This is a genomic window from Streptomyces sp. DH12, assembly GCF_020873895.1.
GTDB lineage: Bacteria > Actinomycetota > Actinomycetes > Streptomycetales > Streptomycetaceae > Streptomyces.
Map to the genome: position 1 here is coordinate 35,961 of NZ_JAHWGT010000045.1, position 17,859 is coordinate 53,819.

General features: G+C 70.1%; 20 protein-coding genes. 3 read left to right on the top strand and 17 right to left on the bottom strand.

The features are described from left to right. Nucleotides 1–119: 119 nt before the first annotated feature. The 17 genes from LPA54_RS29445 to LPA54_RS29525 all read right to left on the bottom strand — a co-directional run bounded on the left by LPA54_RS29445 (nucleotide 120) and on the right by LPA54_RS29525 (nucleotide 13,042). Complete coding sequence (locus LPA54_RS29445; protein ID WP_228983477.1) at nucleotides 120–752, bottom strand: GGDEF domain-containing protein; 633 nt, start codon at nucleotides 750–752, stop codon at nucleotides 120–122. Nucleotides 753–858: 106 nt separating this feature from the next. Further along, on the bottom strand, nucleotides 859–1,248 hold the full coding sequence (locus tag LPA54_RS29450; protein WP_228983482.1) for a hypothetical protein: 390 nt from the start codon (nucleotides 1,246–1,248) through the stop codon (nucleotides 859–861). Between the two features lie 92 nt (nucleotides 1,249–1,340). Further along, a complete protein-coding gene (locus LPA54_RS29455; RefSeq protein WP_228983487.1) occupies nucleotides 1,341–1,814 on the bottom strand; it encodes a hypothetical protein in 474 nt (157 codons plus the stop codon). Between the two features lie 380 nt (nucleotides 1,815–2,194). Continuing rightward, entirely contained in the window at nucleotides 2,195–3,274 is a 1,080-nt protein-coding gene (locus LPA54_RS29460; RefSeq protein WP_228983489.1) for a hypothetical protein, read from the bottom strand. 306 nt (nucleotides 3,275–3,580) lie between these two features. Further along, complete coding sequence (locus tag LPA54_RS29465; RefSeq protein ID WP_228983490.1) at nucleotides 3,581–4,072, bottom strand: hypothetical protein; 492 nt, start codon at nucleotides 4,070–4,072, stop codon at nucleotides 3,581–3,583. 170 nt (nucleotides 4,073–4,242) lie between these two features. After that, nucleotides 4,243–4,860 carry a hypothetical protein gene (locus tag LPA54_RS29470; protein WP_228983492.1) on the bottom strand — a complete coding sequence of 206 codons (618 nt, stop codon included), beginning with the start codon at nucleotides 4,858–4,860 and terminating at the stop codon, nucleotides 4,243–4,245. 169 nt (nucleotides 4,861–5,029) lie between these two features. Next, on the bottom strand, nucleotides 5,030–5,563 hold the full coding sequence (locus tag LPA54_RS29475; protein WP_228983494.1) for a hypothetical protein: 534 nt from the start codon (nucleotides 5,561–5,563) through the stop codon (nucleotides 5,030–5,032). A 78-nt stretch (nucleotides 5,564–5,641) separates the two neighbouring features. Then, a complete protein-coding gene (locus LPA54_RS29480) occupies nucleotides 5,642–6,028 on the bottom strand; it encodes an RNase adapter RapZ (protein ID WP_228983496.1) in 387 nt (128 codons plus the stop codon). Between the two features lie 179 nt (nucleotides 6,029–6,207). Then, complete coding sequence (locus tag LPA54_RS29485; RefSeq protein ID WP_228983498.1) at nucleotides 6,208–6,588, bottom strand: hypothetical protein; 381 nt, start codon at nucleotides 6,586–6,588, stop codon at nucleotides 6,208–6,210. Between the two features lie 123 nt (nucleotides 6,589–6,711). Then, a complete protein-coding gene (locus LPA54_RS29490) occupies nucleotides 6,712–7,470 on the bottom strand; it encodes a hypothetical protein (RefSeq protein WP_228983500.1) in 759 nt (252 codons plus the stop codon). Between the two features lie 8 nt (nucleotides 7,471–7,478). Continuing rightward, nucleotides 7,479–7,958: a hypothetical protein gene (locus LPA54_RS29495; RefSeq protein WP_228983502.1), complete on the bottom strand. Its 480-nt coding sequence runs from the start codon at nucleotides 7,956–7,958 to the stop codon at nucleotides 7,479–7,481. Nucleotides 7,959–8,174: 216 nt separating this feature from the next. Next, nucleotides 8,175–10,430 carry a hypothetical protein gene (locus LPA54_RS29500; RefSeq protein WP_228983504.1) on the bottom strand — a complete coding sequence of 752 codons (2,256 nt, stop codon included), beginning with the start codon at nucleotides 10,428–10,430 and terminating at the stop codon, nucleotides 8,175–8,177. Between the two features lie 92 nt (nucleotides 10,431–10,522). After that, nucleotides 10,523–10,756: a hypothetical protein gene (locus LPA54_RS29505; RefSeq protein ID WP_228983506.1), complete on the bottom strand. Its 234-nt coding sequence runs from the start codon at nucleotides 10,754–10,756 to the stop codon at nucleotides 10,523–10,525. 72 nt (nucleotides 10,757–10,828) lie between these two features. Further along, nucleotides 10,829–12,244 carry a hypothetical protein gene (locus LPA54_RS29510; RefSeq protein WP_228983508.1) on the bottom strand — a complete coding sequence of 472 codons (1,416 nt, stop codon included), beginning with the start codon at nucleotides 12,242–12,244 and terminating at the stop codon, nucleotides 10,829–10,831. Between the two features lie 15 nt (nucleotides 12,245–12,259). Further along, nucleotides 12,260–12,406: a hypothetical protein gene (locus tag LPA54_RS29515; RefSeq protein WP_228983509.1), complete on the bottom strand. Its 147-nt coding sequence runs from the start codon at nucleotides 12,404–12,406 to the stop codon at nucleotides 12,260–12,262. 1 nt (nucleotide 12,407) lies between these two features. After that, on the bottom strand, nucleotides 12,408–12,674 hold the full coding sequence (locus LPA54_RS29520) for a hypothetical protein (RefSeq protein WP_228983510.1): 267 nt from the start codon (nucleotides 12,672–12,674) through the stop codon (nucleotides 12,408–12,410). Next, nucleotides 12,671–13,042 carry a hypothetical protein gene (locus LPA54_RS29525; RefSeq protein WP_228983511.1) on the bottom strand — a complete coding sequence of 124 codons (372 nt, stop codon included), beginning with the start codon at nucleotides 13,040–13,042 and terminating at the stop codon, nucleotides 12,671–12,673. Before LPA54_RS29525 ends, LPA54_RS29520 begins: the two co-directional genes overlap by 4 nt. A 305-nt stretch (nucleotides 13,043–13,347) precedes the next feature. Between LPA54_RS29525 and LPA54_RS29530 the strand changes: the two genes are divergently transcribed. The 3 genes from LPA54_RS29530 (at nucleotide 13,348) to dnaB (ending at nucleotide 17,381) form a co-directional block, all read left to right on the top strand. Then, complete coding sequence (locus tag LPA54_RS29530; protein ID WP_228983512.1) at nucleotides 13,348–14,157, top strand: GntR family transcriptional regulator; 810 nt, start codon at nucleotides 13,348–13,350, stop codon at nucleotides 14,155–14,157. A 652-nt stretch (nucleotides 14,158–14,809) separates the two neighbouring features. Continuing rightward, nucleotides 14,810–15,889: a helix-turn-helix domain-containing protein gene (locus LPA54_RS29535; protein WP_228983513.1), complete on the top strand. Its 1,080-nt coding sequence runs from the start codon at nucleotides 14,810–14,812 to the stop codon at nucleotides 15,887–15,889. Between the two features lie 175 nt (nucleotides 15,890–16,064). Continuing rightward, nucleotides 16,065–17,381: a replicative DNA helicase gene (dnaB, locus tag LPA54_RS29540; RefSeq protein ID WP_228983514.1), complete on the top strand. Its 1,317-nt coding sequence runs from the start codon at nucleotides 16,065–16,067 to the stop codon at nucleotides 17,379–17,381. Nucleotides 17,382–17,859 lie beyond the last annotated feature (478 nt).

A 17,859-nucleotide genomic window follows, 5' to 3' on the forward strand; every position in this document is an offset into this window, starting at 1 on the left:
CGAAGTGTCGCGCGCTCTGTTCGGGCGGGTACAGGTCCCGCCCGGACCGGTGGCCAGCTGCCAGGCAAGCGGCATCACCGCGCCGGTCAGGAGCGCGGCGATGCCGGGCGGGCGGGGTGTTAGCGGCGGCCGGGTCGCCCCTTGTCGCGGTACATGCGGCGGTCCGCCCTGCTCATCGCCCTGGAGAGAGCCTCGGCCGTGTTGCCAGGCACGGGGGCCATGCCGATGGCTGCTCGGACGGACAGGCTTATGCCGTCGTGGGAGATCGGCGCGTGAAGCCGGGTTCGGAGGTCCAAGATGTTCATGACCATGGCTATCGAGGACTCGTCCCGGACCACGACCACGAACTCGTCCCCTCCCAGCCGGCCCGCGTAGCCACGGCCGTTTGCCCAGGTCCGCAGTCGCTCGCCGGTGGCCGCCAGGACGGCGTCACCGGCGTCATGACCGTGCTTGTCGTTGATGGGCTTGAAGTCGTTGAGGTCGATGAGCAGCACGACGGCGGGTCCGGACGCGCAGACCTCCTCAGCGAGGGCGTTCCATGCAGCTCGGGTCGGGAGCTGGGTGACCGGGCACGTTCGCGCCTCGGTGAGCTGTTCGGCCAGGTTCTCAACCTGACTGAGGAGCACTTCAGTGAGCTGGGTGAGCTGGGCCAGGACTCCGACGCTCGGCGCTCCGTTCTCGATCTCGGCGCGTGCCGCGACGAGAGCGGAAGCCGGGTCGATGACGGCGCGTACGGCGGTGGAGGCGGTCATGCGAGGCTCCTTTTCGTCGGTGTACGTGTGTGCCGAACCGGGGGGCCACCCCGTTCCGACAAGGACAACTCTACCACCTTAGACGCCTTTGGGCGAATGCGCGCCGTCAGTCCTCTACACCCGCCGGGAACAGGGTCAGCTGGCTGGCGGCCTCCGTTGAGGGGGCGGGCTCTGGCTCCGCCGGGGCAGCAGAGCGGGAGTTCACGGCGCGTTCTCGGGGGTCGTCCTCGCCGTCGCTGGCCTCGCTGGCGAGCCACTCGCGGCCCTCAGGACTGGCCTTCCAGGCGGCGAGGCGCGCCCGGCCCTCGCCGGTCAGGCGCATGCCGCCGTGCCCGTCTTCGAGCAGGCCGCCCCAGAGGCAGGCCATGGCGTTGTTGGACGCGGCGTGGATCGGGTACCGAGTCCGGTCATAGCGAAGACGCCCAGCCTCCGCAGCCAGCAGTGACGGCAGGTGATACCAGGTCAGCTTGTCGATGGGGATGATCGGGTACGCCACGGGCGGTGCCTTCCCTGTTGGGTGCGGGAATGGGTCGGCCCGCGGGCCCCTGGTCGGGACTCGCGGGCCGTGGCTGTCAGCGGAACGTCTGGCTACCGCCGGAAGATGCGGAGGAAGTCAAGGACCTGACGGCCGGCTGCGGTCGGCTGATAGCCGGAGTGGCCGTCGCACTCGATGCAGTAGAACTCCTCTTCCTGGGGGTGTCCGTCCGGCCACTTGGGGGGGTTCTCCTGATGCATCCGCCAGGCCAGGGTGGCGACGCGGGCCTTGTCGGCGGTCGGCCCGAGCTTGTCGTGCAGGGGATCAACGACGATGCGGTCCATGTAGGGCGCCCGCGCGTCAACGATCTCGGGGTCCTCCTCGCCGTCGCGCAGACCGGCGGCCTTGCGGGCCTCGATGGCGGCCGCCAGGAGCACGCGGGCCTTATCGGCGTGCTCGGCGTAGGCGGGGTTCGGCTTCAGCCACTGCCCGTCGCAGTCGGGGCAGACTTGGTAGAGCGGCGGCAGGGGGAGCATTTCGGGTTCGGTCTGAGGCTGGCCGGGGGTGCTGGTCGGGGAGGTGGTCACGTAGAGGCTCCTTCGTCGGTGTACGTGTGAGCCAAACCGGGGGGCCATCCCGCTTCGACAGACAGAACTATACCGCTTGGCTCACTCTTCGGCGAACGCTTGGGCTTGCCAGTCGGGGGGTTGATCTGTCGAGGGCGATGACCACGTCGTGGGCGTCGAAGTCGAACTCCGCGGGGGGCGCGGCCGGCGCGGCGGCCGGTGCGGCGAACAGTTCCATCTGGGCGGCGGCGCATCCGGTGCCGCACGGCGGGGTGAAGGGCCTCTTCGTTATGGGCGTCTCCTGGTTGAGGTGGTTCGGTGTGTGCTCGGGCCGGGTCCGGCCAGGGGGAGCGGGATTCCCGCCCCGCTCCCCCTGCCGGGCGTCCGGCCGGTGGTGCCGCTCAGCGGCGAGCGGCGAGCCAGTCGGCGGCGAACGCGGCGAGCTTCGCGGAGTCGGCGGTGCAGTCGACGAGCTGACGGCCGTCGCCCCCGGCGAGGTGGCGCGCGCCCCCGACCGGCTCACCGTCCTCGTCGTGCTGCCACACCATCCAGCCGGTGTGCAGGGCCGGGGGAAGCTCAACGGACGAGTGGCAGTCGGCCACCGTCAGCTGCGCCCCCTCGAAGAAGCCCCACCCGGCACTGGCCGGGTCCAACGGGATCATGTAGCTCGTGCCCATCCCGTCGGGGTACGCCGTGATGCCGCGCTTCGCGAGCTCGGCGAGCAGCACGTCCCCGGCCGTGGGCAGGGGGCTGGTCGCCCACTCGGCGATGGCCTCGACGCACTCGTCCAGCCGCGCGACCGGGCGCGTCATCAACTCTCGCTCCCGGCCGTTGCGGGCGACGTACATCAGCTTCCACTCGTCACCGGGGCGGACGGGCGGCCGGGTGACCGTCCACTCGTCCTCGGCGGTGCAGATGGTCAGCAGGAGGTGCGGTCCGCGCGGCATACCGGAGTCGTCCACGTCGGTGCCGTTGCCGATGGCCAGCCACGTGTCCCCGGCGCACTCGTCCAACTGCGCGGTGATGCCCCACTCGGCGAGGGCCGCACGGGCGAGCTGCTCGGCGCGCGCCCCGGGCCCCCCTTCCGGCGCGCTGCCGCCGGACCGGCGGACCCGCCGCACGATGGCCTGCACGAGGGCGGCGGTGTCCTCCTCGTACGACAGGCCCGCGCCGGGGGAGACGTAGATGTCGTCGACACCGTGACGTCCTCCGTCCCCCTGCTCCCACTGCGCCGTCCAGCCGCCGTGGGCTCGGACGGGGTGGCGGGTGCTGACGTCGGGGTACGCCGTCTCGGGGGCGGCGGCGGTTCCGGCGAAGACGATCGACGTGCCGTCGGCCAGCGGGATGCTGACGTAGTACCCGCCCTGGTCGCCGCCGGGCAGGCAGCGCACGCCTGCCGCGCGCAGTCGGGCGAGCGGCGCCTCGACCACCGGGGCCTCGGCGTCGACACGGGTGCGCGGGGTCGCTTCAAAAGCGGCCATGGGTTCCTCCTGGGGTTGAGGTAGTTCGGTGTGGTGCTCGGCCCCAGCCGGGGGAGCGGGATTCCCGCCCCGCTCCCCCGGCCGGCGGCGGCCGGTCAGCCGCCGGTCCGGTCGGCCCGGGCGTAGTTGTGGAAGTCGTCGCTGACCGCGAACTCGGTCGCCTCGGTGACGGGCGCGCACACCCAGGTGCCCACCGGGCCGGGCGTCCCCTGCTGGCCGCTGAGCCACCGGTGGATGTCGGGCTGGAGGTGGACGAGTGTGAGCCCGGGGCGGTGCGGCAGGCACCACCCCGGGTGGGGCCAGGAATCAGACGTAGTGGAGCGCGGCCTGTTGCGTCGCGCACCGGTCGTCGTACGTTTGGGCCGCCTCGGTCGCGGCGGGCGATTCGGCTTCGAAGGTGCAGGTGCCGCAGTCGCCGCTGGCGAGCCTGAGGCCGTGGGTGCACTGAACCTTGCCGGTGCCCTCACACGGGGAGCATTCGGTCTCGTCGCAGCTGGCGGGCAGGACGCGGGCGCCACGCCCCAGGCAGGTGGGGCAGCGGTAGCCCTCGCTCGCGCGGTCAGCGATCAGGGCCTTCTTCAGCCCTGCGGGGATCGGGGCGTAGGTGGCAACCAGTTCGATCACGGTGGCCACCTCGGAGATGTCGTAGCGGTCAGCGCCCGCGAAGAGGACATCGCGCACGGTGTCGCCTTCCCGGTCGGTGACGATGGCGTAGTACGTACCGAGCCGGTCCCATCCGATCAGGACGGTGCGGCCCGGGGGCGCGTCCTCATGAGGTGTCAGGGTGTGGCAGGACACGAAGGTGCCTCCTTTGCCGGTGATGTGCGTGTGCGGAGCGGATCGGGAAGCCATCCCGTTCCGACAAGAAGAACTTTACCACTTTGAAAGCGTGTCGTCGATGCGGTGCTCGTCCCGCCCATTCGCCGGGTCTCGGGCGGTGAGTTTGCTTCGCTGGCAGTGAGGCGTCGTCACTTCCGGCTTGCCCTGTGGGTGGTGAGCCAGGCCGTGATGACGGCCGCTCCCACTCCGATCGCGCGATGTAGAGCCTGATCAATTTCCATGAGCGCGGTGCCCGGCCCGGAGTCGTCCTGGACGGGCTTGGGGTACTCGGTGCCCTCCCCGCCGGCCTTCCGGACGACGGTGGCGTGCTTGATGTATCCGGTCTTGCCCGCCTTGTCAGCAATCCAGAGGAGCGGGTCGCGCCGGTCGATGATGCCGTGGGTGATCGCGTTGATCGCGGCACCCGTCAGGAGAGCGCTGAGGGGGACGCGGTAGCCCATGGCGCGGGTGACGGCGACGGTGGAGGCGAGTTGTACAGCGCTGTAACTGGCAACGTGGCGGGCCGCCGAGCGACGGCCGTAGGCGCTGGCGGTGCAGGTGCGGCCCCCCTTGCCGGTCCTCCAGGGATTCTCCTCGACCGGGGAGCCGTCGTTGCGGTAGACCAGGTGGGAGCCGTGCATCCCCTTGGTCGTCGCGTCGTGCGAATTCTGCACGACCTGGTCCCCCAGAGGATGGACCGCGTCGAAGACGGCGGTCAGGGCGGCGGCCAGGGCGAGGCCTTCGATGGCGCGGGTGCGCTCGGTCATGCTGAGTGTGCTCCTCAACTCGGATTCGGGGTGCGAGGGGTGTGCGGGGCGGCCGGCCTCTTGGTGGCTGCTGCGGGCGCCCGGAGGTGCGGCGAGCTCTGTCGGCTGCACGGTTTGCGAGGCTCGCCGGGCAGGGGTGGCGCCCCCTGCCCGGCGCTGTCCCGCGGCCTCAGACCGTGTCGCCCTTCTTCGTACGGTTGTAGAGATCGGCGGTGACGCGCTTCCAGGCGGTGCGCCCGTCCTCGGCCTTGATGTGGAGTTCGTAGCGGCCGGGGTGCCGCTTGGGCACCTGGCGCTCTCCGACCTTGGTGCAGTCGCGACGCTGCTGCGGGCGGGGGCTCTGGGGCTTCGCGCTCGGCCGGGTAGCGGTGCCGTTCCCGCCGGACTTCTTGTCGGGCCTGGAGTCGGTGCCCCCGCCGAAGAGGCCTCCGATGAGGCCACCGCCGTCACCGCCGTCGCTCTTCCCGCTCTTCTTGCCTCCGCCACCCTTGCCGGTAACGAGGCTGGAGCGGGCGACCCGCGTGGTAACGGCACGACAGTTGTAGATGCCTTCGGTCACCATCTCGGTCCGGGCAGCCTTGCTGCGCTTGTCGATGACCTTGCCGTGCTCGACCGGCCCGGTGGCGGTGCAGGAGACGATGAGTGCGGCGGTGCCAACGGTGACGACGGCCGCGGTGAGGCGGTGCAGGGATATGGGGTTCATGAACTTCCTTCCGGATCGGTGTACGTGTGGCGCCGGATCGGGGGGCCACCCCGATCCGGCTGATGGGCGTCTGCGCGGTCAGCGGTCGACAACGTCCAACCGGATGTCCCGGTGGAGGACGGTGACCACGAGGCTGCGGCCCTGGTCGAGCTCGTGGGCAAGGTCGAGGGCCACCGATGCGGCCCGGTGGCGTCCGCCGGCGCAGCCCACGGCGACAGTCACGGGGTGTTCGCCCGACGGGCCGTTGAGGTAGGCCTCGACCATGTCGGCGGCCGCCTCGGTCAACTCCGGGATTCCGTCGGTGCTCCGCACCGCCGTACGTACGGCTTCGTCGTTGGCCGTGAGGTGCCGGAGCGAGGGGTCGACGTGGGGGTCTCGAAAGTGAGTGCGCAGATCCAGGACGATGTTCGCCTCGGGGGCGGGGCCGTGGAGGTAGCCGAACGAGATGATGCGGACGTCGTGCACGCTTCCTCTTTCGTGAGGCGCCGCAGTACGGCGCGCTGGGTCGCTTCTTGGTCGGTCGGGGCGGCTTAAGGGCTGGCCTGGACGGCGCGGCATGCGGCGAGTCCTCGACGAGGTGACACCTCGCAAGGTCTAGCAGTCCGCGCCGCCGGAAGGTGCGGAAACTTCCTCGCCCAAAGGCGTCAGCGCGGGACGGTCCCCTCGGCGGCCGTAGCCACGTTGTCGAGCGTGTCGAGGGTCGAGTCGGCAGCCGCGCCGAGCTGCGCAGCGAGCGCGGTGCAGCCCAGCTCCCGGGCCCGCCCCGTGAGGGCCGTCAGGTAGTGCCAGGTGTCGTTCAGCTCGTCGTGCAGGTCGATCAGGCCGGGCTGGAAGGCGTACGAGTCGCTGAGGGTGGCGGCTCCCTCAGCGTGGCCCTCGGCGCGTTCCGCGAGTGCGTCGAAGCAGTTCTTCGCCAGGACCTCGCGGACCTCGTCGGGGGACTCGTAGGCCCAGCTCTTTCCCATGAGGGCCATGAAGAACCTGGACATGAGATTCGGCTTGGAGGTCTTCTGCTGGGTGGTCACAGTCGTCCTTTTCGGTGGGGGTGCACGTGTCGTGCCACACCCGGAAGCCATCCCGGTGCGACAAGAAGAACTATACCACACTGAACGCTCAGGCGGGGCGCCGTAGTGCGCCCCGCCCGCGCGTCATTCGGCGGCCTCGTCGCCGCTGCCGTCACCGCCCTTGCGGTTGTCTCGGGCGAAGCGGCGGGCACCGGCGTTGTCTGCCGCCTGGATGGCAACGCGGCCGGTGCGCATGCCCTCGCGCCCGAAGTCGGCGACCTTGCCCACGGCTCCGGCGGTCGAGCTCACGGCTGCCCCAGCGGCACCGGCTGTCTGGCCAACGGCCTGGGCGACGGCGGTAACCGCGTGGAGCCCGGCGACCAGGGCGCCGCCGCCTCGCGCCGGTGCCGCCCTGCCCGTGCGCGCGGCTCGGGCGGCGGCGGCCCGGGCGGCGTGCTCGCTCGCGGCCGGTCCGGCACTGCCGACAGGCGCTGCCTTGCCGGCCTGGGCCCGCTTGCCCTCCAGGATTTGGCCCCCCGCGAGCCTGAAGGCGAACGGACGGCCGGGCTCGTACCGGGTCGCGATCGTCCTCACCACCGCGGGCGTCACGACGGGAGTCAGCAGCGCCATGCTGAACATGCACTTCGGATCGCTCCTTCTGGGGCGCCTGCCCTGCGGGGGATGGGGCTCACCGCAGGTGGCGTGAACCTCGTTGCCGGAGACCAGCAGGGTCAGAGTGCGGGGCACGCTGCCCGCGCTGCGGCCGGGGCAGCGCAAGACCGCGCCGTTCAGGGTGAGGCGCCCTTTCACGGTCACGCTGGCGGAACCGCCGGGGGCAGCGCTCTTCCTGGCTCCCGGCGCGGCGGGCTTGGTGGCGGTCGTCTTCTTCACGGGCTTTGCCATGAGTTCTCCTACTTCTTGACGGTGGCGGTTGCGCGGGCGGTGGCCCGGCCGAAGAGGTCCCGGCTGGTGGCGGTGGCCGTGGCGGTGGCGGTCGCTCCGCCTCGGCGGCCGCGCCAGGAGGCTGCGACGGCGACGACGGCGGAAAGGGCGAGCAGGGAGAGGAAGAGGTTCCACAGCGCGGCGGCGAGGGCGGCGAGGGACTCGACTGCCAGGGACAGGCCCCAGAAGGCGAGGGTGGCGCTGCCTGCGGCCACGGGCATGAGCAGCGCCGTGGAGCGCACCCACACTGGCAGCGGCTGAGCGGCGGGCGTGGGGGCGGTGGGCGCCTGGTCGGCCGGCTGCATGAGGTAGCCGGTGATGACGTCGCCCTGGGGGGTGACGATGCGCGCGACCGGGGCGGCCGGGGCGGTCTGGACGGTGGGGGCGTAGGCGAGGGGCTGGGGAAGGTGAACGGTGGCGGTGGTGGGTGTGCGGATGGGCTGTTCCATGATCGAGAAGGCTCCTGCCTGAGTGCCGGGTATCTGATGGTTTGCGAGGTGCGACGGAGCTGCGACGGGCCGCGTTGTGCCTCGTCAGGGCCCTCGACGGCCCGGGATGGGGAGTGGCGGGGGCGCGACGGCGACGCGCCCCCGGGGGGCCGCGTCGCGGGGCCGTCGCGCCGCTGACCTGCGGCGACGCGGCCCGTCGGGGCCGCGTCGCGGGGGTCATTCCGGGGCAATACCGGCGGCTGCGCGGACTTCCGCGAGGAAGTAGCCACGTCCTCGGCCGCCCTTGGTCCACTCCCTGGAGGCGAGGGTGCGGCCGGTGCCGTCCAACTCCTGGGCGACGTCCTTGTTCAGCTTCGTGCCGCCCCTGCTGGCCCACCCCTTCTCGTCGTCTTCGTCGACGCCGAGAGCCTGGGCCGACCACGTGTCCGGGTCGGCCGCAGCGAGCGCGGTCAGGATCTCCACCGTCCGCAGCCGGTCGGGGTTGCCCTTGGCCTCGAAGACGTCCAGCAGGTCGGTCAGCAGGCTGCGGTGCAGGGCCGCGGCCGCCGCCGTGGGCCGCCCCGGCTTGCCCCGACCGGCGGGCCCTCCGGCCACCGAGCTCATCCCCGTGCGCTCCAGCAGGATTGCCTCGATGGGGTCGAAGAACTGGCCCGGTGCCCGGCCCTCGGCCGTCCGCAGCTTGTGGCCGGCCCGGATGATGGGCTCGGCGCCGTCGTAGGCATCGTCCTCGATGAAGAAGCTGCGCAGGAGCTCTCCGAGGAGTCCGTCGACGTCGGCGATGGCCACGCCGGGGATGTCCCGGGACAGCTCGTGGGCCCGCATGCCCGCGCCCACGGCCCCCTCTTTGAGAATCGCGTTGGTCTGGGTCGGGGAACCGGTCTTTGTGGCAACGCGGACAGCGGAATTGGACTTGAACTTGCGCGGCACGGTGTTCTTGTCGGGGTCCTGGGTGACCAGGACGAAGGTCATGTTGAGGGCTGCGCTGAAGCCCGAGAGCTTCTCCAGCGTCTCGGCAATGTCGTCGCCGTACTCGTCGTCGTTGGTGTGCTCCTGGGCCTCGTCGACGATCACGACCTCCCAGGGGAACAGCTCCAGGTCGCGCTCGTTCATCTTGGCGCGGCCCTGCTCCTCCAGGTACGCCTCACGCCGGTAGGCCTCGGCGAGCTCGGCCTGAAGCAGGGCCAGCACCCGATCCGGCCGGCGGCCGAAGAACGTGGCACACACGGGGGCGTAGCCGATGTGCTCACCCGGCTTCGCACCGGCGGCGAGCCGGATGTTGATCCGCGGGTCCAGGCCCAGACCGCAGATCAGGTTGCGGAGGATCATGCCCTTACCGGTGCGGGACATACCGCCGATCAGGACCATGACGTGCTTGAGCGGCAGGTAGAACGTGCGGCCCCGCCGGGTGAAGCCGATCATCACGCCCTCGTTGTAGACGTCCTGACGCTCGGGCGCGGTCACCAACGGGGACACACGGGCCTTGGCCAGCGGGTCGGAGGTGGCGATCCACATGCTGACCCGGTTGGGGTGGCCGTCCTGCTCGATGTCCAGCCACGAGGGCTCGACGTTGAGGCCCTCGGCGATGGCGTTCTTGTTGGCGATCAGCCGCTGGGCGGTGATGCCCGACGGCAGCTTGAACGTCGCGAGGGAGGCGTTGATATTGGTCTCACGGATGGGGCCGACGAGCTGGATAGCGTGGCTCTCGTCGGTGAAGATCTTCCGCTCGTGCAGGACGGAGTTGATCGTGGCGTCGGTCAGCGGGGCGTCCTCGGCGGCCGCGGCCTGCTCGAAAATCTCGAACGGCTCCGTGCGGCGCCCGAGCTCGCGCACTCCGCATGCGTACAGGAAAGCCAGGGCCGGGATGAGGAACGGCGCGGCGATGCCCATCCCCCACACCTCGGCCAGCGCGATCACGGCGGTGGTGTAGGTCGTGAAGCCGGTGATCCCGAGGACGGTGGTGTTCTCCCGGCGGCGGGCCTTGGCCTCCTTACGCCGGTCGGCGCGCAGCTGCGCGACGTGGTCCTCGCCGTAGTTGTGCCGCTTGGCCTCGTCGATCATGTGGCCGAAGTCGGTGGCCAGCAGGTAACCGCACGCGGTGCGGAACTCGGTCCAGGCCCCCAGGACGGACAGGTGGCCCAGGCGCCAGGCGTACCGGGGCGAGCGGGCCAGGTGGAAACCGGCGGCGTGCACCACGACGTCGATGCGGTGACGCCAGACCTCGCGGTCCAGCAGGGCGGTGGGCAGGGTCCGGCGGGCGACGGGCAGTTCGACGATCCCGGCCTCGTCCTCGACCTCGTGGGCCAGGCGGACGGTACCGGTGATGGTGTCGGCGTGGCCGGCACGAGTCGCCTGCACACGGGCCCGGGCCTCACGCTCGACATCAGCCAGGGAGTCGGGGCTGGTGAAGAGCTGGCGGACGTCCAGCGGCTTGTCGTCGGGGTTCTGCGGGCAGTCGGGGAGGTGGTCGCTCATGCGTGGGGCTCCTTCGGGAGAGGGGTGCGTGTGAGTCGGTGGCGGCGCGGCCAAGCGCCGCCACCGGATGCAAGAACGGACGTTTTTGTGCGCTACTTCTTGTCCTTGGAAGGCTTCTTCTTCCTGGGCTTGGCGAGCGTGGCCGCCGTCTTGGCTCCGGCCTTGAGCAGCCCAGGAGCGAACAGGACGACAAGGAACACGGCCAGGGCGAGCACGCCCGCGTCGCTCAGCGGACTCGTCTTCAGGGCGACGATGAAGACGCCGGTTCCGGCCGGGAGCGCCAGCGGCAGGGTCAGGGGGAGGTGGCGGTCGGTGCTCGTACTCACGGTGCGGGTCCTCCGGTTCTGGTGGTGTGGCGTGCACTTCTACGTGCACGTCGGTGGTGCTCTCTCCGTGCGTCAGACGGCGTACCGGCCGACGCGGATGAGGGCCTCCTTCGCGCGTGCCTGGTCGCATCCGACCGCACGTGCGACGTAGCGGGCGGAGAGGGTGAGCTGGTCGGGGTCGAGTGCCTCCACCCTCTCGTCGAGCTGCTCGTCGGTGAGCTGCTCGCGGCGGGTCCGGCCACGCTGGCCGGCACGTACGAGCGGCTTGCGGCGCGCACTGCCGCCGCCCTGCTGCGTGCGCTCGGCACGGCGGGAACGGCGCTCGTTCCGGCTGGTCTCGCGAGAGGGCTGATCTGCGGTTTTGTTACTGGCGGGGGTGCTCGTTGCAGGTGCGGCCGGCGCCTCCTGGTCGAAGACTTCGCCGCCCTTGGCGGGTGCACTTGCCGGGCGGTCGCTGATGCGGGTGAAGGGGCCAAGCAGCGGGAAGGTGGCGTGCACGTAAGCGTGTCCGCCGGCCTCGGCTACGCGCGCCTCGGCCGCTGCACGCATCGTCATCCACTCGCTCGTGTCTCCGACGTCGGTGCCGTGCACGTCACGCCACGCACGTGCCCACACCTCGCGGGTGACCACGGGCTGCCCCAGCGCTGCCGCGAGGTCGCGGGCGTGGCTCCATACCTCCGGGTGGCGCTCGGCGTAGCCGTCGAGCACGGCCTGCTCGTACGCGGCCGCCTTCTCCTCGGCTGCCTTCTCGGCCGCGCGCTGCGCCTTCAGCTCGGCCTCGCGCTGCTTGGCCTTGCGACGCTCGGCCGCGCGCTGGGCGCGACGTACCCGCCACGACACCTTGCCGTCGCGCTTGGAGATCCGGCCGTGCTCGTGCAGGTCCCATACCGCCGGTCCGGCCACGCTACAGAACGCTGCGCCCAGAGCGGTGGCGAGCCCGTAGACCTCGACGCCGTGGATGTAGCTGATGGCTGCGGAGTTGATGGCCACGGCCAGGGCACCGAGACGGTAGTGCCAGCTGGGCCGGCCCTCGTCGATGGCGGCCGCCGCGCCCTTCAGCAACGCGAAGGCGATGCTCTCCAGGACGAACGGCACTGCTCCCAGCCACGGGGCCCCGGGGTCCCAGAAGAAGCTGATCTGCATGGGGAGCGAGACCACCACGCACGTCACGGCGATGGCCGCGGCGGCCTTGCGCCAGGCCAGGGCCGACGCTTCCGCCTGGGCGATCCGCTCGGCTTCGGCCTGCTCGGCCGCCAGCTTGGCCTCGCGCGCCTTGCGGGCCTCCTCTGCTTCCTCCTCCGCCTTCCGCTTGATCTCCTTGGCCTTCGCCTCGGCGGCGGCGATCTGCGGCGCGGCCTTAGCGCGGGCGATCTCGGCGGCGATCTCATCGGCGGTCACCTTGGCGGCCGTCTGAACGCGGATGGCTTCCGCCTTGGCCTCCTGCTCGGCCCACGATGTGCTGGGCGGATCGGTAAGGGTCGTGGTCATCGGGGCGGGTACCTCCTACGTGGTGCGCGGCGGGCCGGTGAAGCGGACGGGGTGGGGGAGCTGGTAGCGCTGCGTACGCCCCGTCAGGGGGGCGTCAGCGGCGTCCTGGTGGCCGGTGGCGGCCAGGGGGACGGGGTCCAGCGGCAACGGGCTGCGGGTCACGTCAGGTGGTAGCGGCAGCGCGGGAACGGTGGGAGTAGTCGGCGGCGGCGCTGATGGCCCAGCGGGCCAGCAGGATCACGCCGCCCGCGGCGGCCGCGAGGGTGAGGGCGACCGCGATGACGACGACGGCGAACGCGGCGGCGCCCACGACGACGACGAACAGCGGGATCACCAGCAGCAGCACGCCGGGGTGCAGCTCGTCCAGGCGGGCGAGGAACATGCGCGTGCGACCGTCGATGAGCTGGGCGTAGTGGGTGGCCTTCTTCACGCGGACCGCCCCCGCAGCACGAAGCGGGCGGCCGGGCGCGTGGAGATGGCCGGCGCGGCCGGGCGGCGCTCGCTCTTGGGCTGGTGGTTGGGGATCCGGCGCGGGCGGCGCGGCTCGCGGCGGGGCAGCGGCGCCCTGCGCACCAGGGCGTTGTAGTAGCCCATGCGCTCCGCGCGCTCCTGCTCGTGCGAGGTGATCAGCTCGTCGTAGTACGGCAGGCTCGCACGGTCGATCTCGTCGCCTTCGGCCTCGATCATCGCGCGGATGTCGCGGAGTGCGTGGGCGCCGGCGTCGTAGTAGTCACCGAGCGCGGTCTCAGCGAACTCGGCCGCTGTAACAGGCTTCTGTCCTGCAACGATGTGCTTCACGGGTCGTCTTCCTCTTCTCTTACCGGGAGCTGGAACGGCCCTGTCAGCGGCCCCTCGGCGTCTTCCACACGCCTTGGGGCCGCGCTGCGTATGGGCAGCGGAGACCAGGTCACACGGAGCGGCACCGCCGTTCTGTGCTGCCATTAATCTTCCACACTGCCGCCGGAACGTCAACTGTGCTGCGTTTAATCCTCAGCTTGCAATGACAGTGCTACACTTAAAGTATGAACGCACGGAGAGGGAGGGAACAAGTGCGGTATAGATGTGGCACGCGTACGTGTGCAGAAGCAGAGGGAGACGCCTACGTGGCGACCAAGAGTGAAGAGATCGCTGACCAGCTGTCAGCGCGCATCGGGCTGGGCAAGGACTACCCGCCGGGGAGCACCCTGCCGAGCTTCGACGACCTGACAGAGGAGTTCGGAGTGTCGCGGCTGACCATCAGCCGCGCCGTCGAGCTGCTGGCACTGAGGGGGCTGGTCAGGACGGTGAAGAAGGCCGGCATCATCGTGCTTCGGCCGGTCGAACGCCGCACAGTGCGGGAGGTCGTACGACGCACGAACAGCGGATACGTCTTCCCCGTGGCGGCATCGACCTCCGGGCCCTGGCTTCTGCACGGACGGCCGCACGTCGGCCGACTGCCGATGCCGGATGAGATCGCCGACCGGTTCGGGCTTGCCCGCGGCACGGAGGCTCTGCGGCTTCGCCGGGTCTCGTCGCCGCCGGACGAACCGCCCTTTCAACTCGCTGACACCTGGCTCCACCCGGAGCTGCTGGACTCCGTAGAGGCCCTGACGGAGGCAAGCACCCGCCCGGGCGGCTACCTGGACGTGATCGAGCAGACCGCCGGCCATGGGCCCCTGTCCTGGGAGCGCGTTGTGCGGACCGACAGGCCGACAGCCGAAGAGGCGCAGCTGCTTGAGATCTCGCGGCTGCTGCCGGTCTGGCGGCAGTTCACCATCGGCATCTCCGGCCGAACGAATCAGCCGGTGGAGGTCACGGCCGCGGTGATCCCCGGCGAACGGATCGAGTACGCGACGAAGCTGCGGCGCGACGGCTCGTCGCGCTGGCCGGTGGAACCCATCGATCCCGCCCCTGTCTCCTTCGACGTGGGCTGACCCGCTGTCAGGCCGGGCCCGGCCTGCGGAGAATGCCGTCGTCACCCCTGCGACACACCCGTTACGGTGCGTGTGGTCGGATAGGCGACTGAGGGAGGAGGATTCCTCCCGGAAAACACAACAGGCCCACGAGGGGCCTGTCGGTCCGCTACCCGGGTGGCCGCCCGGAAAAGCGGACGCACACCTGACTCGACGACGGGGAGGTGCGCTCTTGAGCAGCGTACGGGTTTCAGCGGCACGACCGCACCACCAAGCAGTCTGCGCCGCAGCAATCCGTCGAAGGGGCACCGGCGCGGCCAGTGCAGACCGGCTGCCCGGCCACTCCCTCTGACATGACCGTGGCCGCCCCTTTTCGCGGAGGGACGGCCACCGACGGACTCTCGCCCGAGTCGACGCACCACCAGTGATGGAACCCAACCCAAATCGCTGGGGCGCTCCAGCAGGCGTGTGCAACCACGCCGGCCGCCGCCAAGGATGTGCCGTATCAGCCGGTCTCTTCCTCGAAGACCGGCCAGGATGCGTGGCATCCGGCACCTGGGGCTCCCCTCGCTCGCCCGAAGGGGGAATGCCACGTGCAGTTTCCGCTCCACCTTGCTCTCTCCACCACTCCGCTCCTGTCCGCCGGCCCCCTCACCGCTGAGGGGGTGGGTCGATGAGCGGCAACGGCTTCATCCGCCGCGGTCCCATGGCCGCCGATGTCTTCGAGCAGCAGTTCACCCAGATCCACAACGCCGTCTTCCGCGACCCGCGGATGAGCTTCAAGGCCAAGGGGATTTTCGGTCTCATCACCACCCACCGTGACGGCTACGGCCTCTCCATCGAGTCCATCTGCGCGTGCTCCACCGATGGGGTCGCCGCCGTGCGAACCGGCCTCAATGAGCTGGAGGCGCACGGGTACCTCTACCGGGCGCAAGAGCGCCTCGACGGCCCGACCAAGGAACAGCCGAACGCGAAGCGGGGCTCGTGGGGCCGGACCGAGTACTACATCACCGACATGCCCGACGGCCTGGTCGTCTCCATCCCCGCTCCTGCAAGCGGCGACGAGCCGCAAAGTCCCAGCTCACAACCGTCATGCGGAAATCGCACGACGGATGAGTCGGAGCAAAGCCGCAGGTCAGCACCGTCATGCGATTTTCCGCAGGCGGAGGAACCGCGTACGGAGAATCGGGCACATAAGAAGATCACTCCTCAGAAGACCACTTCTCTCTCCTCCGGCCGCCCGGCCCGCGGGGGCCAGATGTCCGGGAGAGAGACCGGCGCTGCGCAGCACACGGCCCCGAAGGCCGCTCCAGCCCGGGACTCGTCGGTTCCCGCGCCCCGGACCTCGATGTCCGGGCAGCCGGACGTCGACCAGGTGCTCAACGCGTACATCGACGCCCTGAGCCCGGTGCGCCCCATGCGATCGGTGCTGAACCGGCTGCGGCGGGAAGCGGCTGAGCTGCTGGCTCTGGACTGGCCAGTGGAGCACGTAGCTCAGCTCGCCGGCCAACTGCCCGGCATGGGTTACGCAAGCCTGGCCAGGCATGCCGAGTTCCACCCGCCGGCGGTATCCAGGACGGCCCGCAAGACCAGCCCCACCGCGTGCGAACGGCACCCTGCCTTCGAGGTCCAGGACTGTCTGCGGTGCGCTGCCGACGAGCGCGAGCGGCTCCGGCGCGAGCAGTCCGTACCGGCTGCTGTTGATGGTGCTGGCCTGCTGGCCCGGCTCCGCTCCGGCCAGTCCGCCCGCTGACGTTCCTATGCCCTATGGCTGCGGCGGCCACTCCCGTCAAGAACCGGCCGCCGCAGCTGCGAACCCCCTGAAGGAGATTCACATGTCCATCGTCTCACCGGCCCTGCCCGCTGACGACGCTTCCGGCCCCCGCCGGCCCCAGAACGACGGCTTCGAGCGAGTCCCGCCGTACAGCATGGAGGCGGAGACGGCCGTGCTCGGCGGACAGCTGCTGAGCAGGGACGCGATCGAAGAGGTCATCGACTCCCCCATGCAGCGGCGCGACTACTACCGCCCGCACCACGAAACGATCCAGGACGCCATCTGGTACCTGCACTCCAACAACGAGCCCGTCGACCCCATCACCGTCGGGGCGGAGCTCACCAAGCGCGGCGAGATCGTCAAGATCGGCGGCGCGTCCTACCTCCACACCCTGGTCCAGGCCGTGCCGACCGCGGCGAACGCCGCCTACTACGCAGAGATCGTCCACGAGCACGCGGTCCTGCGCCGCTTGATCCAGGCCGGGACGCGGATCACGCAACTGGGCTACTCCGGCGAAGGGGAGCTCGACGACGTACAAAACGCGGTGGAAGCCGAAATCCAGGACGCTCTGGCGGGCCAGAAGGACACCACCAGCTACGCCTTCGTCAAGGAAGACATCCAGGGCTTCTGGGATGATCTTGACGCCCGACAGAAGGGCATCAAGAAGGCCACCGGGCTCCTGACCGGCTTCGCCGACCTCGACGCGCTGACCAACGGCCTCCAGCCCGGCCAGCTCATCGTGATCGGCGCCCGTCCCGCCATGGGCAAGTCCACCCTGGCCCTGGACATCGCCCGGAACGTCTCGATCAAGTACGGCATGACCTCGGCCTTCTTCTCCCTGGAGATGGGCCGCAACGAGATCGCCATGCGCCTCTACAGCGCCGAATGCCGGGTGGCCCTGCACCACATCCGCGCCGGCACGGTCTCCGACGACGACATGCTCCGCATGGCCAACCGGACACCGGCCATCGAAGAAGCACCACTGATCGTGGACGACTCCCCCAACCTGTCCCTCATGGAGATCCGCAGCCGGGCCCGACGCATCAAGCAGTCCAAGGACGGCCTGAAGCTGCTGGTCATCGACTATCTCCAGCTGATGCAGTCGGGCGGTAGCCGACGGCCAGAGAACCGACAGCAGGAGGTCTCCGACATGTCCCGCAACCTCAAGCTACTGGCCAAGGAACTAGAGATTCCGATCATCGCACTGTCCCAACTCAACCGCGGGCCCGAGCAACGCACCGAGAAGAAGCCGCAGATCTCCGACCTGCGTGAGTCCGGTTCCATCGAGCAGGATGCCGACATGGTGATCTTGCTGCACCGAGAAGACGCCTACGAGAAGGAATCGCCGCGCGCCGGCGAAGCCGACATGATCCTTGCCAAGCACCGCAACGGGCCGACGGCAACGATCACCGTGGCCTTCCAGGGCCACTACAGCAGATTCGTCGACATGGCCAGCGGCAAAAACGCTTGAGATGGGGCCTCGCGGCTTGGGGGGCTCACGTCTCGGCACCGGATTTCAGAGTAGCGGGTGCAGCGATCCATCACCATCACCCAATAGAGGGAGGAGGCGCCGCCCCGGGCAGCCTCGTAGCCGGCCGCCGGGCTTCCAGAGGGCAGCAGCCGCGGCTACGGGGCTGGGCCTGCCCACGGTAGGAGAGCCCCTTTCTTTCGGTCCCTCCGAGCAAAGCAGCAGGTCACAGGCACGGTGCTACGTGCATCAGGGACTGAAGGGACTCCATCTCACGGTTTCCGTCTACGCCCGTGCGCGCGTATGAGCGCGCACGGGAAACCCTCTTGCTCATGCTGCGCTCATAACTAGCAGGTTGGGTCCCTTCAGTCCCTCCCCCGGTCTCACTCCTGCTGTGACCTGCACAAACGCGGTAGGGACTCAGTCCCTGGCCAGGGACGCACCACCTACAGGGACGGCCCTAGCCCCTGTAGGGCCCCAG

What these genes read in the sequence shown, in the direction of transcription:
- LPA54_RS29445 (WP_228983477.1), bottom strand. Translation starts at nt 752, where the DNA reads ATGACCGCCTCCACCGCCGTACGCGCCGTCATCGACCCGGCTTCCGCT.
- LPA54_RS29460 (WP_228983489.1), bottom strand. Translation starts at nt 3,274, where the DNA reads ATGGCCGCTTTTGAAGCGACCCCGCGCACCCGTGTCGACGCCGAGGCC.
- LPA54_RS29470 (WP_228983492.1), bottom strand. Translation starts at nt 4,860, where the DNA reads ATGACCGAGCGCACCCGCGCCATCGAAGGCCTCGCCCTGGCCGCCGCC.
- LPA54_RS29475 (WP_228983494.1), bottom strand. Translation starts at nt 5,563, where the DNA reads ATGAACCCCATATCCCTGCACCGCCTCACCGCGGCCGTCGTCACCGTT.
- LPA54_RS29490 (WP_228983500.1), bottom strand. Translation starts at nt 7,470, where the DNA reads ATGGCAAAGCCCGTGAAGAAGACGACCGCCACCAAGCCCGCCGCGCCG.
- LPA54_RS29495 (WP_228983502.1), bottom strand. Translation starts at nt 7,958, where the DNA reads ATGGAACAGCCCATCCGCACACCCACCACCGCCACCGTTCACCTTCCC.
- LPA54_RS29500 (WP_228983504.1), bottom strand. Translation starts at nt 10,430, where the DNA reads ATGAGCGACCACCTCCCCGACTGCCCGCAGAACCCCGACGACAAGCCG.
- LPA54_RS29510 (WP_228983508.1), bottom strand. Translation starts at nt 12,244, where the DNA reads ATGACCACGACCCTTACCGATCCGCCCAGCACATCGTGGGCCGAGCAG.
- LPA54_RS29535 (WP_228983513.1), top strand. Translation starts at nt 14,810, where the DNA reads ATGAGCGGCAACGGCTTCATCCGCCGCGGTCCCATGGCCGCCGATGTC.
- dnaB (WP_228983514.1), top strand. Translation starts at nt 16,065, where the DNA reads ATGGAGGCGGAGACGGCCGTGCTCGGCGGACAGCTGCTGAGCAGGGAC.